The sequence below is a fragment of the Streptomyces sp. NPDC030840 genome, from assembly GCF_055572015.1.
Map to the genome: position 1 here is coordinate 141,527 of NZ_JBVIEE010000019.1, position 14,910 is coordinate 156,436.

Consider the following 14,910-nt stretch of genomic DNA (forward strand, 5'->3'; position numbering starts at 1 on the left):
GTGCACGACGAGTCGGCGGGAAGCGCTCTATGTGACGTTGAGGGCCGGCAGCCGCGCGGTCCGTCGGGCTGCCTGGCGGACTTGACGGTTGACGTCCTGACGCATCCGGGCGAGCAGGCTGTGTCCGCCAGGCAGATTTCGGGCGAGATTGACGCGCACGCGCCAGTCCGGGTCGTCGGCGAGCAGGCTCCTGCACAGGCTGAGTCCGGCGCTGTCAGCGCTGCTGAGGGAGGTCGCCAGGCAGCGGATCCATGGCTGGTGGTGGACGGTCAGGGTGGTCAGCGGGGGAAGAAGGTGGGGTGCGAGGTGATCGAGAGCCCTCGCGATCAGCCGCGCTTCCGCGTCGGCGGCATACCGGAGCTGGGTCAGGGCCAGAGTGACGACGGTGTCCGCCGTGTCCGGGTCGGTGCCGGCCAGCCGTGCGGCACTCACCAAGCCCTGCTGGGGCAGCAGGGACGGCCCCGTCCGGAAGCGGAAACGGTCCAGAGGGTGCTCCCGCGTGAGCTCCTCGCCCTGGTCGGCTGCGAGTTCGCTGCGGGCAGCCCGCAAAGCGAGTTCCACGTAAGGCTGTTGCTCGTCAGGGGGCAGGGCCGCTGCGGCCACGGTCATCGCGTCAAGGACCATGCGCTGTTCGCCCTGCCCGGTGGGCTCTTGGACTTGTGCGGCGAGCTGCGGCGCCCAGGGCGCGAGCTCATTGGGCGGCAGCACCTGTTCGCCCAGCAGGACCAGTTCGGCGGGGCCGAGCTGCGGGCGGTCGCCGGGCTCGGTGTCGGCGTCCGGGCTGAGCCGGCCAGTGATGACCTCGCGGCACACTACCGGTTCGGCTCCTGCCAGCAGGAGCAGGCGCAGCGCGTCGAGGCTTCCTTGGCGTGCCGGGGCCGTGCAGGCCTTGGCGACGATTTGCGGGTGGCGGTTGAACAGGTCTTCGCCGTGGCTGACGACGGTGCTGATGAGGTCGCTGTTGCTCAGTACGGCCCGGGTCAGCCGTTTGACGGCTGCGGGGGCCAGCGTGTCGTGTGCCTCGGATACCGCGGCCAGGGCCCACGCCTGTGCCCGCACCGTGGTGAAGCGGGCGTCAGTGGCCAACGGATCGGCCAGGGATGCTGCGAGCTGCGCCTGGGAGGGTGTGGCCGCGGGAGCGAGTTTGGCGAGGGCGCCCCAGGCGGCGTCGGTGAGAGCGGTCAGGTCGGCCGCACGGGCAGTTTCAGTGGTCAGTTCCTGCAGGGCAGCGTCGATCCAGGTCCTGGCCGAGGTGTCGGTGAGCGCGTCGGCCGTGCTTTCGGTGATGGAGAAGGCGCAGGTGCGTTCCCACACCGGCCGACCCCCCAGGTCCTCAGGCGCGGGCCAGTCCAGTTCCTGGGCGGGCAGGTCCGGGATCAAGGTGCGTACGGCCTTGGCTGTGTCGGCTACGCCGGAGTTCATCAGATGGGTCATCGCCGTGGTGGTGTTCCCGACTTTCATGTGCAGCCGGGCCAGGAGCTGTTCGGCCTCGCGCTGGTGTCCCCAACTGCCCATGGCGACGGCACGCCGGCGGTACTGCAGCAGGTGCTGGCGGGCGTCATGGAACTTCTCCCGCACCAGGTCGAACATGGCCGATGCCCTGGTGTCCTGGAGGGCAGGCAGAACGCTGTCACGACTGGCCTGGCGCAGGACCTGCTCAAAGCCGTGGGCACTGAAGATCTTCTCGCGTTCGGCAAGGGCCTGAGCGCTGCGGCTGAGGACCAGGCGCTGGGCGGCGAGCCACTCCCCGGCGTCCTGGTGGGTGCGGGCGGCCAGCGCGAGTTCGACCGCGTCGTAGTACCCGTCGACGGCACCGTGCGTGTCTGAAGTGGTGGCCAGGAAGCGGGCGCGGCGTGCTGCGAGCAGGCCACGGACGGGAATCGGGTAGGTGTGGCGGGCGGTGCGGTGCAGCTCGCGCCAGGCGTCGCCGCTGGGGTCGGCGTCGGCCAGGCAGGCCTGCAGACGGGCGGTGTCCAGGTCGCTGGTGCCGCTGGTCTCGGCGATCGCGGTGAAGCGCTGTACCCGCTGGGTCACCAGCTCAGTCCGGCGCTCTGCCAGGGCGTGCTCGGCGAACAGGGTGGCTGCCTGGAGCACGCTGGGATCGTCGTCCAGTTGGAGGTCGAGGTGCGCGGCGACGTCGTCGAGGGTGACCTGGTGCTCGAATTCGAACTGGGCCAGACTGCCCAGGGTGTTCACCGTGCGGACCAGCGCATCGTCCGCCTCCACCTGCTCCTCCGCCAGGCGGATCAGGGTGGCTCGGGCCTCGAAGGCACGGTCCTCGACCAGATCGCGGGCCATACGGGCCACATCCACACGCACGGCCGCGTCGGGGTCACCGGCCGCGTACAGGGCCGCGGCCTGCCGGGCGCGCAGCGCCCGGGCGTAGGGACGGTACAGGGTCTGTTCGAGCTGTTCCGCGATCCGGCCGTATGCAGTGGCGGCCGTCGCGGGATGCTCCTGCCGGGCCTGGTCTGCGGCGGCGAGGTCCCCGTCCAGCCCGAGATGGGCTACCGGACCCCGCAGCAGTGCCTGCGCATCGGGCCCCTCGTTCGCCTCCGCAGGCGAGAGGGCGGGCGCCGGGGGTACCGGGCAGAACAACTGGGTGGTAGCCGCCCCGAAGAACGCGGTCACGATGTCCGGGTGCGGGTGCAGCAGGTCCGACAGGCGTTTGCGGTTCCACAACTCGATCTGCAGGTCCGGGTATGTGCCGCGCAGCTCGAACAGCTTCTCGCTGATCTCCGTGCGGTTCGCGTCATGGGTGGTGACCACGACCAGCCGGCGTGCCCCGAAGGGCCGCTTGCCCCGTGCATAGCGGCTCACCGCGCGTTCGAGATCAAGCTGGGTGAACTCCTTCAGCCGTTTGGCCTGGAAGACCGCCGCCTCCCTGCCTGTCACACCGACAACGTCGATGCCGTGCTGGTTTTGTCCCCGCTCCCCATAGAGCCAGGTCTCCTCCCAGCCTTCCACCCGCCGTGCCAGCCATGCCACCAGGTGCTCAACGCTCTCCCACTGGAGATCTCCGGTGTTGAGCAGGAGCGGCGCTGACACTGTGAGCGGCCGGGCCGTCGCCGGCGGAGCCGCAAGCAGTTCGTGGTTCCTCTCCATCCTGCGGATCCGCCCGTTGTGGCCAGCCTCCTCGTCAGTCATGGCAGTGACCCTACGGCTCGCCGCTGACATTCGGCCGCCCCGCCCGTTACCGCGGGCGAGGCACAGCAGTGCTGCAGCAGAGTCCGTGCCGGGACGCCGGGCACGGACCGTCTGCGTATCTCGCGCTCTCGCGGCGGGGATGTCAGTCCCCAGTGCGATGATGTGGGCGTGACGGGACGGGCGAGGATTGTGGTGTGGCTGCTGGCGGTGCTGTGCGGCCTGGCGGCGGTGGGGCTGGGCGTCGTCGCGGCCGTGGCCGATCTCGACACGGCTGGTCAGGTGGCGAGCGTGGCTGGTTCGGTCGCAGGTCTGGTCGGGGTTGCGCTGAGTTGCTACACGCTTCTGCGGCCGTCTGCTGCCGGCAGTCGTGGGGCGGCCGTGACAGCGGCGGGAGCACGATCCGTCGCGGCTGCCGGCAGCATCGGCCGAGCGGTTACCGGCGATCGCGCTACCCTCACCACACCCCCTGTGACACCACCGGCAAGAGCAGGGACTTCAGGTTCGGCGCAGGCGACGGGTGAGCGAGGCGTCGCAGCGGCTGGCGGGGTCGGCGAGGCCTTCACCGGAGACGACTCGCGCGCATGAATCCGTGGTGGAGGAAACCCGCAGCAACTCCCGGATCGCAGAACTCGCCTGCTGACCGGCAGTCCTTGATGCCGGATGCTGGCGTGACGGCGTCCGGCCTGCGCTCTGTTGCGGCCTCCGGGAGCATCGGCGCAGTCACCACCGGCGACTACAGCCCTCTGACGGTCAGTGTGTATCCGCCCGCGCCAGCGCCGACTGCACTCGCCTCCCTTCCCGCAGCGCCCTCAAAGCTCAGCGGCCGGGACACAGAGGTCGAGCAGGTTCTGTCGGTCCTGCGTCCACACGCCGTGTCACCGCAGCGGGAGGTGGACTACTCCGGGGCCGGGCCGATCGCTGCCTCGGCTGCGGATGATGTCGTACCGCCCGTGCTGGTGGCCTCGGTCGCTGGGCTTGCCGGTGTGGGCAAAACGGCACTTGCCCTGGCCTGCGGGCATGCCGCAACCGAGGCAGGGTGGTTCAGCGGCAGCCTCTTCATCGACCTGCGTGGATATGACGAGAGCCCGGTGCAGCCAGGTCAGGCTCTGGAGGCGCTCCTGCGGGCCCTCGGCGTCGACTCGGCCGGTCTTCCTGCAGCCGCTGAGGAACGGGCAGCGTTGTACCGGTCCGCGCTGGAAGAGCGGGCCGACCAGGGGCAACGTCTACTCATCGTGGCTGACAATGCCGCCAGTGCCGATCAGGTCCGTCTCCTGCTTCCCGGCAGCCGTCGGCACCAGGTCCTGATCACTTCCCGGCATACCCTGCCGACACTCAACGCGCGGCTCGTGGATCTTGCCGTGCTCAGCCCCGAGGCGGCGGCGGCACTCCTGCGGCATGCCCTGCAGCAGGCCAACCCCAATGACCGACGCGTCCTCGAGACCGGAGACGGCATTGAGGAACTGGCTCGCCTGTGCGGATACCTGCCACTGGCTCTGCACATCAGCGCCGCCCTGCTGATCCTCGAACCCGATCAGACCGTCGCCGGACTCGCGGCCGAGCTGGCCACGGCCCGGTCACGGCTGAGCCTCCTGAACGACGGAGAGCGGGCTATCCGGGCCTCCTTCGATCTCTCCTACCGTCGGCTTCCACCGGATCATGCCGAGCTCTTTCGTCTCCTGGCGCTCAACCCCGGTCCCGACATTGGTCTTGAAGCAGTGGCAGTGCTGGCCGCCCGCCCTCTGCCGACCGTCCGCACCATCCTCCGCGCTCTCGTCCAGGCGCATCTGCTCGATTGCGTGAACAGGCGCTGGTCGATGCACGACCTCGTCCGCGACTACGCCACCGAGCTCGTGCACGGCACCCAGCAGGCCGCAGCAAACAATGCTGGAGGAGAAGAGACGCCGGGTACGGCAAGTCCCCACGCTCAGGCATGCAGTCGACTGCTCGAGCACTACGCCACCACCGCCCTCGCGGCGAGCGCCCACCTCACCATGGGAGCACGCTCGTCTGCGGCAGGCGAATTCACCGATCAAGACGAGGCCATGGCCTGGTTGGACAGTGAGCGTGTCAACCTCACCGCGTCCGTGGCCGCCGCAGCCGCCATCGGGCACCAGGACATCGCTGTCCAACTCCCGGTGATCCTCTACGACTACCTCATCTGGCACGGATACTTCGACGACTTGATCGCCGTGACGACGACCGCGTGCGGCGTTGCTCACCAAGTGGGAGCGCTCGCGGCCGAGGCAGGGGCATGGAACAACCTCGGCATCGCCCTGACCGAGGCCTCACGCTACGAGGAAGCTGTCCTCGCTCACAGGCGGGCCGCCGAACTCTTCGCCTCAATGGACAACCACAATGAGCGTGGCAAGGCACTCAACGGGCTCGGCTCGGCCCTGCGCGATTCAGGGAAACCTGCTGACGCACTACAGATCCACCAGGAAGCCCTGACGGTCCAAAGGGATTGTGGAGACCTACAGGAACAGGCTGCGGTACTGAACAACCTGTCCCTGGACCACCAGGAGCTGGGGTACGTCGCACAGGCGTGCGCCGCAGCAGAAGAGGCATCCTCGCTGTTCCGGCAACTCGGCGACACCACCAACGAAGCGAAAGCGCTGTGCACGGCAGCCTTCGCACTCCAGACATCGGGACAGCCCAAGGAAGCAGAGGCGGTCTGCGAGCGGGCCATCGAAGCTGCCAGCCGCGCCGTGGGCAACCCCCGCGACGAAGCGGCGATCCTGATGACCTGCACCGAGTTGCTGAGCGAGCTCACGCCCCAACAGAAGATCACCTATATACTGCAGGCCCAAGCCGCGTGCGAACGCGCCAACGCCCACGATCTGTACGCGCACGCGCTGGGCGCCATCGGCCGAGCATGGATCACCGCGGGCGACAGGAACCAGGCCGCCGCTCATCTCACACGTGCGGCAAGCATGTTTGAAGACCTTGGTCTTGCCAGCGAAGCGGCCGACGTTCGGGAGCTGCTCGCGTTGCTCCAGTCCTGACCCAGCCTCACATCACGGCGATGAGACACCCAGCTGCCTCAAAGGCAACAGATTGAACAACCGGCAGGTCTCACTGCCGATGGCCAAGCCCGGCGGGTCCCTGCATAGGCTGCAGGCACGCCGGCACAGGCAGACCCCCGCACAGACGACGGCCGTCCGGCACTCAACCCTCTGTCACCAGAGGAAAGTGACGGCATGATGACCGGTGACGCCACTGAAGAACACCGCGTGCACGTAGCCGTACGGCGCCGCGCCCGCACCAGGGCGTTCGCAGAAGCAGAGAAGGCCATCTCGAGCGTGCTCTGCAACCCGCAGGTGCGGCGTGTGAGAGCACAACTCGATGCGGCGGAAACGCAGTTCGGCCAGCTGCGCGCCCGCCTCCAGCCCTTCCAGGACCGCTACGAGAAGGCTGTGCGCGACGGTGACCTGCCCGTGCTCACCCGGATCTGCCCGGGCAATCACGGCCGCTGGGGACGAGTCTGCGTCCTGGACGAGGGGCACGAGAGGTCGTCGGAGGACCCGCACTGGGACACAACCGCGACGGCGGCCCATCGCGTGGGTGGGCAGCGCTCCCGACGACTGGTGAACCGTGCCCCGAGCTGCGGCCATGATCAACATCCCGAGCGCTCCCCCGGGGCCGCCACAGCAGGCATTCTCATTGCACTTGCGGCAGTCTCACCCAATCTGCAGGACCGCAGGTCAAACGGCTTGCACAGGGTCCGGAAACCGTCTCAGCCGACGTGCAGCACCGCAGGTCAACGGAGTGCAATCACCGCAACACTGGTGAGACATCACACACGGCCGTATCACTCCTCTCCGGCGAGTTTGCCGAGCTTCCCGATCCAGGCGCGTACGGGTATCCGGCCCGTCACCGATGCCAGGACCACTGCTCCCAGCCCACCCACGGCGGCGAGCATCCGCATGACCTCGCCGAACGTCGACCCGGTAAGGTGCAGGACCACCGCTGTGGCGAAGACGACGGTCATCATGGCGGCCTCGGCCCCGTTGAACCGCTTGCTCCTCTTGCTCCCGGGCGAGGAGACCGGGCCGGCCGGGGGCACGTCGACTGCGGTATCCGCACGCTGGGAAGGGGACACGGGGCTGTCCTCGGGGGACATCACAACTGGCTCCTGGATGCGACAGGGGCTCCTGCAGCGGGGCCCGACGGGGTTGAGGACGTGGCGTCGGACCGCGGGGCCGAGCCGACCGCGTCCCTCCGGCACGTGTCTTCATCGTTGCAGTCGTCCGGCCAAGCCCCGTACCTGAAAAGGGCTGTTGCAGCGGGTTCCGCAGTGCGCATCCCAGTCGTCCGGATGCCGCTGCGAGGGCGCCGCAGGTCTTGTGTCGGGCCCGTGCAGGAGACGGATCGCGTGGGCAGCCGTACCGCTGCGCCCTTCGCCCGCCCCTCGGGCTCGTGAATTCCGCAGCTGGGATCCCAACCCCCTGTCCCAGGCGGTCGCCCGGGAGACAGGTAGCTCGCCATCCCGGGCGTTCACCACAGAAACAGATACAGTCCGTACGCCGTCGCCGCCAGGAAGGTCAGCCAGCCGAGCACCCGGGCCGTCTGGCGCACCCGGAGCCGTACGAAGTCGTACAGGGCGCGGCGGCGGCGCGGCGGGGGCAGCTGCCAGACCTTCTTGGGCGGGAGCAGGCGGCGGAGCCGGCGGCGTAGTCCGAAGCCGTACTCATACAGCAGCCTGACGGTGTGGGCCGCGCTGCGGCGCTGGAATGGCGGGCCCTTCGCGGCCAGGGCCAGGGTCACCGCCACCGCCTCCGGGGAGTGCGGGGTGTCTCGCCAGCGGAGTTCGATGGCGGCGGTTAGCCGGGGGCCGAACTCCATCTCCTCGTCGCGGAGGATGCTCAGCGCGAACTCTTGGGCGAGGTCCGGGTCGTGCTCGGCCAGGGTGCGGAGAGTGTCACGGGGATTCAGAAGGGACTCCGGCTCCTGCAACAGGGCGGTCCACGCCTGGACCAGGGCGGCGCGCTCCTCGGGACCGGCTTGCGCGAGGGCTTTCGTCGCGGTGTCTCGGCGCTTCCAGTGGTCGCTCAGCGGCGCGGTCTCGCCGCGCCACGGGTCGCCGATCCAGCCCACGAGGGTGCGGACGACCCTCGGATCCTGGGCCAGTCCAAGCTCTTCCAGTCGTTCGACGTGCGCCATGGAGGAGTAGCCGTCGATGTCCGGGAGCACGGCGATCAAGATGTCTACGGCCTGCTCCCGATGGCCGGGGTCCGCGCGCAGGAGCCAGTCGGCTACCCACCAGCGCAGGGACGGACCCGCGTCCGGGTCCGCGCCGGTCTTCCACAGCACGGCCATCGCGCGCCGGCGTTGCTCGTCCGTCCCTGCCTGAGCCAGGGTCTGTGCCGCCGTCACCCGGGTGCCGCGCAGGACGTTTTCGCTCTCCATCAGGGTCATCAGGCGGTCGGCCACCGTGGCATCGGCGATGTCGATCAGCCGGTGCGCGGCCTGAGTACGAAGGAGTCCTTTCGTGTCGCGTTTTTGTGTGATGTAGCGCTTTCCTCCGGTGCCCCGCCTTGCGTTGCTGGCGCGCCTTTCTTGGGTGGCGCGCGGCCGTTCCTCCTTGTCCGACGCCGGCTCCATCGCGAGGGCCAGCAGGATGTCGGCCAGGCGCGGGCCGGTCGCCGTCATGTCGAGCGCCGTCAAGCGGACGTCGGCGTCCTCCGTCGGATCCGCCAGCAGGTCGAGCAGCAGGTCAGCAGCCATGTCGCCATGGCTCACCAGGCGCTTGACCAGATCGACCCGTAGTCTTCGCTCTGTCTGCCGGTCGGCGGCGAAGGGCTTGAGCAAGGTGACCTGCTGAGTGGGATCGAGGCGGGACGACAGGCGCAGCAGCACGGACACCGTCTCGTCCCGGTGGTAGCCGGGTGGCTGCTCGTCGGCCAGTCTGCGCAGCAACGGGATCGTGTCCTGTCCGAGGACCTTGATAACCCCGTCGAACACGGACACGAAGGCCGGCCCGCTGAAGAGGTATCTGCCGTGTGGGCCGTCCGTGTAGAGGGCCGTCTCCTGGGAGAGCGCCGCGAGGACACCCGGACGGTGTTCGGGGCTGAGGCTGGCCAGGAACGCCAGGGCGTATGGCGCATGACGGGACGCCCATGTCTCCTCGGCCAGGCGGACGGCCCGGCGTTTCCCCTCCGGCCCCAGTTCCACCAGCTCGTCCCAGATTCTGGGTGCCGTGAAGGCGCCTTCGGTGGTCGCGAGGCTCTCCAGCACCTCCGCCGCCTCCTCCTCGTACTCCGCTTCTATCGCACCGAGTTGGCGTGCCGCCGACCGGCGGGTGTCGGCGCTGAGTGCGGCGGTGGCGACGGTGGCGCGGAGCCAGCTCGTGACCTGGTCCCGGTGCGGGATGGTGGGCAGTACGGCCAGTCCGGCCGCCATCCTCCGGTACGGGTCGTCCCGCCAGGAGCGCAGCGCCCGCTCGCACCAGCCGCCGAGATCGGTGAGGAAGGTGGCGGTCCACTCGGGGGCCGCCACCACGCCGGACGCCAGCAACTGTCCGGCAAGCAGGCGGTGGTCGGCAGAACGGGAGCGTTGCAGCGCGGGGATCAGTCCGTTGTCAGGGTGGCGGTGCGTGTGGTGCTCCAGGACCAGCCCGGCCTCACCAGCGGCCGACGCCAGGTGGTAGGAGCGCGGGGTGGCCGCGTGCACGGCCTCCTTCCATCGGCGGTCGCCCGGCGCGTAGCGCTCCGGCAGCCCTCGGGCCTGGACCCGGGCGGCCAGGTGCTCGGCGAACGACTGGTGCAGGAAATGCAGTTCACCCGACGCCTCGGTCACCAGACCGGTGTCCGCAAGGGTCGCCGTGAGCAACTCGTGCCATGCGCCGAGCGGGATCTCGTAATTGTCGGGGGGTGGCGCGCAGTCCCGTAGGAAGGAGGTCAGTTCGGTGATGCCTTTGAGGTGGGCCACCGCCAGGCTTTCGAGCAACTCGACTCTGCGGCCGCGCAGTTCCGTCGCCGGTCCGGGAGAAGGCTGCTGATGGCCCGGCCCTTCCGCGCCGCCCCGCGCGAGCAACTGGGCGATGAACGCCTCGTACAGCGCGAAACGGTTCGTCGGCAGTGTCCGGTCCGGGTTCTGTTCGACCATGACCGCCGCGATCGTCGCGAGCAGCGGCACTTGGGCGAGTTCCGCGAGCCGGGGCTCCGCCAGTCTGCGCAGGAACTCCTGGGCGAGCAAGCGGCCGTCGTCGCCGAACCACGCCTGCGCGAAGCCGTTCAACGCGTCCCGGTCGAACGGCTCCAGGGCGTACCGGTCCGTGTCCCTGAAGCGCAGGACCCGGCTCCACGCCGAGCCGTCGAGGGGGCGGGTCGTCACGAGGAGGCGGAGTTGCCGGTCGTCATCCGCTTCCGCAGGACCGGTGGCGGCCGTGGTGTCGGTGAAGCCCTCGAGCACCTCGATCAGTCGCGCGCGGGTGTCGGGGACCGTGATCTCGTCCAGGCCGTCCACGAGCAGCAGCCACCGGGTGCCCGGCGGCGGAGCCGCCAGCAGTGCCGGAGCGATCCGGTCGCGCAGATGCGAACCCAACTCGGCGGTGAGTGCGGCGGCCAGCGCCGCCTGCCGGTCCGTGTCCAGGTGGGCCGCGAGGCGGCGGGCGGTGACGCGCAGGGGCAGCAGCAGACCCGGCCGGGTGGTCGTGTCCCCGTCCAGCCAGCGTTGTGCCAGGGACGCCGTGAGGTGCAGCGTCATCGTGGACTTCCCGGCACCCGGTCCGGCTACGACGATCCGGTGGCGGTCACCGTCCAGCAGTTCGGCCAGCGGGCGGCGTCCACCGGGACGCGGTTGCCGGTCCTCGGAAAGGTCCTCGGAAAGGTCCTCGGCACGGTTCCCGTGACGGTTGCAGGCCCGGTTCTCGGCCTTGGCCGCCTTCTCCTCGTCCCGGTCCTCGGCCTCGCCCTCCGCCGCCCGCTCCCGCAGCAACTGCCGTACGTAGATGTCCGGCAGGAGCTGCGTACGGGACCCGAAGATCCGGTACGGCAGTTCCCGGGCCGCCCGCACCTGCGCGCGCATCAGCTCGGGCAGGCTCACGCCGCCGGCCCGCGCGGCCGGGTCCCCGCCGTCCCGCTCCTGTCGGAACGCCGGGTTCAGGGCGAGGGCGAGCGCGTCCGCCGTACCCGTGGCGCCCAGCAAGGGCAGTTGCGGGGCCGTACCGGCGGCGGCCATCGCGCGGCGGGTACGTTCGTACAGGGCCCGGATGCGCAGCAGCCGGCCCTCGTCGGGCAGTCCCTCACGGAGCGCGGTGACCAGATGGCCGGTGAAAAGGGTATGACCGCCCGTGCCGTCGTCCGCCCCGGAGAGCTGGGTGGGGCCGCTGGACGCCAGCACGCACACCCCGTCGATCTCCACCTCCCCGCGCTCCAGCAGCACGGCTGGCGCGGGAGCGCCACCCAGGGTCCCGGACGCAGGGCGGAGGTCCTGCGCCGCCTTTCCGCTGAAGCAGCAGTCCAGTACCAGGACCGTGACGGCCGCCTGGGACTGGCGTAACCAGCCGAGCAGGAACGGGTAGTACACGCCCGTCGTCTCGACCGTGTCCGGCGTCGAGGTCGCGCAGGTCAGGAAGAGTTCCCGGCCCTGCGGGCGGTGGCCGTGGCCCGCGTAGTAGACCAGGAGGACGTCGGTCGCCGCGCCGCCCGCCGCGCGGATCGCATTCTGCACGTCCCGGGGTGTCGCGGGGTCCGCTACGACCGTGCAGTGCTCGGGGGAGAATCCGCCCCGTTCGGGGTCGCTCAGCAGCGCGCCCAGGCTCGCCAGGTTTCCCGTCACTGCCGGGACGTCCGGGAAGCCGCCGTCGGGCTGCCCGGCCGGGTATCTGGCCGTACCGATCAGCAAGGCCCGCGACCGCGCCGGATCGGGCAGCCGGACCATCGCTAACGGTCCCCCTCGCCCGGCTCGCCGTCCCCGGCCCCATCCCCGGTCCGCTCCAACTCCTCCACAACGCGCCGCACTTCCTCCGCCGACGCGCCCGTCACGGTCACCCTCCGGCCGCCGGGACGTTCGATGGTGACGGCGGGGCCTGGTCGTACGGCACGGAACTGGCGGACGGCCACCACCAGCGAGGCCGAGCTGAAGCCGCTCGAGGCGACGATTGCGATCGTGTCCAGCAGGGTGCCTAGTTCGCCGGGTTCCGGAGGCGGGGAGATCAGGTCCAGGCGGGTGGTCCGCCCCACGTGCGGGTCCTCACGCAGCCAGTCCGCCAGCGCGGCGAGCTCGCCGTCGCCGCCGGGCCCGGCCCCGGCCTCTTCCGCCAGTTTGACCGCGTACGTATGGTCCGCATTGCCGACGTGCTCCACGTCCCGCCTCCCCCTCGACCCGCGCCCTCCGCAGGTCAAGGTCATCGTCCCGGACCGGCGGAGTTGCGGCGAGGGAAATGGCCGAATCGGCGGAGATCGGGAGATCAGGGACTATGACAGTGGTGGCTGTGGTGCCGCCACCACCAGCCAGCTGGTGCACGTCCCGCGCTGGTCCTGTCAGACGCTCATGGAACAGCTCGCGGCCGACCCGAATGTCTTCCGCATCCCCGGCGACGAGCGGGGCACGGCCGGCTTCATGGAGATGTGGATCCCCACCCTGAGGGAGCAGGGGGGCGTGTGGGGCCGGGCGGTAATCGGCAGGACAGCGTACGGTCGGGGGCGTGTTCCTTGAGCCCATGATGCGGGCACGAGGCAGTAGGGCGACAAGGGACCGGGACTATGTGGCGCGGGTACTCAGGCACCGGCCGAGTGCCCTGCTGCCGCTGATCGCGCGCGCCTCGGCGGTTCATGGGTTCAGAGCCCGTACCGCAAGTACACGCCGTGGGCGCTGGCTGATGCCGCCCGGGTCTCGCTGGCGTGCGGAACCGAGTACCGCAAGGACGCCGGCGACGCGGATCTGCTGAAGATCTTGGACATGTACTCGCAGTTGGAGGACCACTACCTCTGCGACCACGACAGCGATGAGGACGCTCTGGGCCGGTTTCTGCTGCGCACCTCCGGGGAACAGATGACGTTCCAGGAGCCGGTCTTCCAGGAGCTGGCGCGGGCCGCGGCCATGCTCACACAGACGGCGGCAACGCGTGAGGCGCGGTGCCTGCGTCCGGGGTGGGAGGAGGAACTGCTGGATGCGAGCCTGTCTCAGTACGTTCGTGGCGCCCGACCGCCGGGCCAAGAAGCGGCCGTACCGGCGCCGGACGGGCTCAGCACCGCCGGCCGGAAGACCTTCCTCTCCCCGCCCCTCGCCCACATCCTCCGCGTCGAGGCCCGCAAACGGCACCGGCCCCGAGTCACCCGCAACCAGCAGCGCACCCGCCCGGCCGCGCACTCCCGGCCCCGGCCGCTCCCCCGGCCACGCTCGCCGCACCCGCATAACCCTCACCAACGACCACACACCCCACCCGGCCCGCACCACCCACCGGTCAGAAGCGGCGTACCCGGCCGCGAAACGGTCGGCATCCTAAGGCGGGCCGTCGCCGGGCCCAGCGACGGCGAGGAGCCGGTCGGCGTCGGAGGATGTGCTCCCGGCGGGCAGTGCCTCAGCAGGCACCGCGAAGCACACCTCACCGCAGGTGCCGCCTGGTTGGCCGTTGCAATTCATGCTGCTCGCGGTCGCGTACGCCCCCGCCCCCGTACGCGCGGATTGGCGACGGCCAACCCCGGGTAAATCAGGGCTCTCATGTACGGCCGGACGCCGCTGCGGCGTGCAGTCGCACGCGTGATGCCCCGAGTTCCAGGGGGCGTTGAGGGGGGGAGTGAACATGACGAGGAATCGGGTGCGCCTGAGCGGCGGCACCGGCTGGCAGACGGATTTCCGCCGCCGTACCACCGGCCGTGCGCCGCGCTCTGCGATGGAGATCGCCACGGTGCGCCGCACGCTGAACCACACGCTGACAGAACTGAAGCGGGCCATCGACCGGCACTCCGTCGCGGCTGCGGCCGACTTGTACGCGCTGGCCTGGCAGCAAGCGGCAGGAGCACCGCCAAGCGAGACCAGGCAGCAGCGGGCACTCCTGCAGTCCTACAAGGAGATCCTCGCCTCCCGCCGGTGGCAGGAGGCGGAACGGCTCCAGGCGTCATCCGCCCCGCCAGCCGTCACTTCGCGTCCCGGCCGAAGCGTCGCTGCACCGCCCCGGCCGACGTCTGCCGGCCGGACGGAGAAGCCGAAGCCTGCCTGGTCCTCGCAGCAGCAGGACCGGCCGGGCAAGCCCCTGTTCCCGCGCACGCGGCCGGCTGCGCAGCCCACCCCCACGGCAGTCACGGCCGAACAACGCTCTCGCCCAGGTCAGCCCGTCCTGCTGGACACCGCGCAGCTGTACGAGATCGCGACCGGCCTGCGGCCGCTGCTGGAGGAGACCGCGAAGGCCGGCGCCACCACCGGCTGGCCCCTGATCCGCAAGCGCCTGCCCGGTCTGCCCCGGCTCCACCCCGACGACGAGTCCGTGATCCTGTGGCTGGTCGACGAGGACCGCCAGGAAGGAGAACCACTCCTGGCCGCCCTCGTCACCACCGGCAACCGGCAGATGCACCCGCGCTTCCCCGTCATCGCCGAACACCTCGGCCTGCCCTGCGGCACGAACACCACACAGCAGCGAACGGCATGGAGCTACGAGGTCCTCAAGGTCCACCAGCGCTGGCGCCACCGCAGACGCTGACCCAACAGCCACGCACTGCCCGTACGAACCGCCGGGTGGAGCGGTCAGCCGCTCCGCCTCGCGGACGGATTCCCGTGATCAGCCCGGGCGCAGGCATGCCCAGCTCCGGTATGCCCTGGGTAGCG

The 14,910-nt window shown here is 70.2% G+C and carries 7 protein-coding genes; 2 read left to right on the forward strand and 5 right to left on the reverse strand.

Features of this window, described 5'->3' with window-relative positions:
- Window positions 1–27: 27 nt before the first annotated feature.
- Complete coding sequence (locus ACZ49J_RS32710; protein ID WP_467454124.1) at window positions 28–3,147, reverse strand: hypothetical protein; 3,120 nt, start codon at window positions 3,145–3,147, stop codon at window positions 28–30.
- A gap of 668 nt (window positions 3,148–3,815) precedes the next feature.
- Here ACZ49J_RS32710 and ACZ49J_RS32715 point away from each other — a divergent pair.
- A complete protein-coding gene (locus ACZ49J_RS32715; protein WP_467454123.1) occupies window positions 3,816–6,149 on the forward strand; it encodes a tetratricopeptide repeat protein in 2,334 nt (777 codons plus the stop codon).
- 174 nt (window positions 6,150–6,323) lie between these two features.
- Here the strand turns inward: ACZ49J_RS32715 and ACZ49J_RS32720 are convergent, their stop codons facing one another.
- The 4 genes from ACZ49J_RS32720 to ACZ49J_RS32735 all read right to left on the reverse strand — a co-directional run bounded on the left by ACZ49J_RS32720 (window position 6,324) and on the right by ACZ49J_RS32735 (window position 12,452).
- Window positions 6,324–6,611, reverse strand: coding sequence for a hypothetical protein (locus ACZ49J_RS32720; RefSeq protein WP_467454122.1), 288 nt, complete (start codon window positions 6,609–6,611; stop codon window positions 6,324–6,326).
- A 344-nt stretch (window positions 6,612–6,955) separates the two neighbouring features.
- Window positions 6,956–7,246, reverse strand: a complete 291-nt coding sequence (locus ACZ49J_RS32725; RefSeq protein WP_467454120.1) for a hypothetical protein — start codon at window positions 7,244–7,246, stop codon at window positions 6,956–6,958.
- Between the two features lie 395 nt (window positions 7,247–7,641).
- Window positions 7,642–12,027: a caspase, EACC1-associated type gene (locus ACZ49J_RS32730; protein ID WP_467454119.1), complete on the reverse strand. Its 4,386-nt coding sequence runs from the start codon at window positions 12,025–12,027 to the stop codon at window positions 7,642–7,644.
- Between the two features lie 2 nt (window positions 12,028–12,029).
- Window positions 12,030–12,452, reverse strand: coding sequence for an effector-associated constant component EACC1 (locus tag ACZ49J_RS32735; protein ID WP_467454118.1), 423 nt, complete (start codon window positions 12,450–12,452; stop codon window positions 12,030–12,032).
- Window positions 12,453–13,891: 1,439 nt separating this feature from the next.
- On the opposite strand from ACZ49J_RS32735, the gene ACZ49J_RS32740 reads away from it, so the two are divergent.
- Entirely contained in the window at window positions 13,892–14,785 is an 894-nt protein-coding gene (locus tag ACZ49J_RS32740; RefSeq protein ID WP_467454117.1) for a hypothetical protein, read from the forward strand.
- Window positions 14,786–14,910 lie beyond the last annotated feature (125 nt).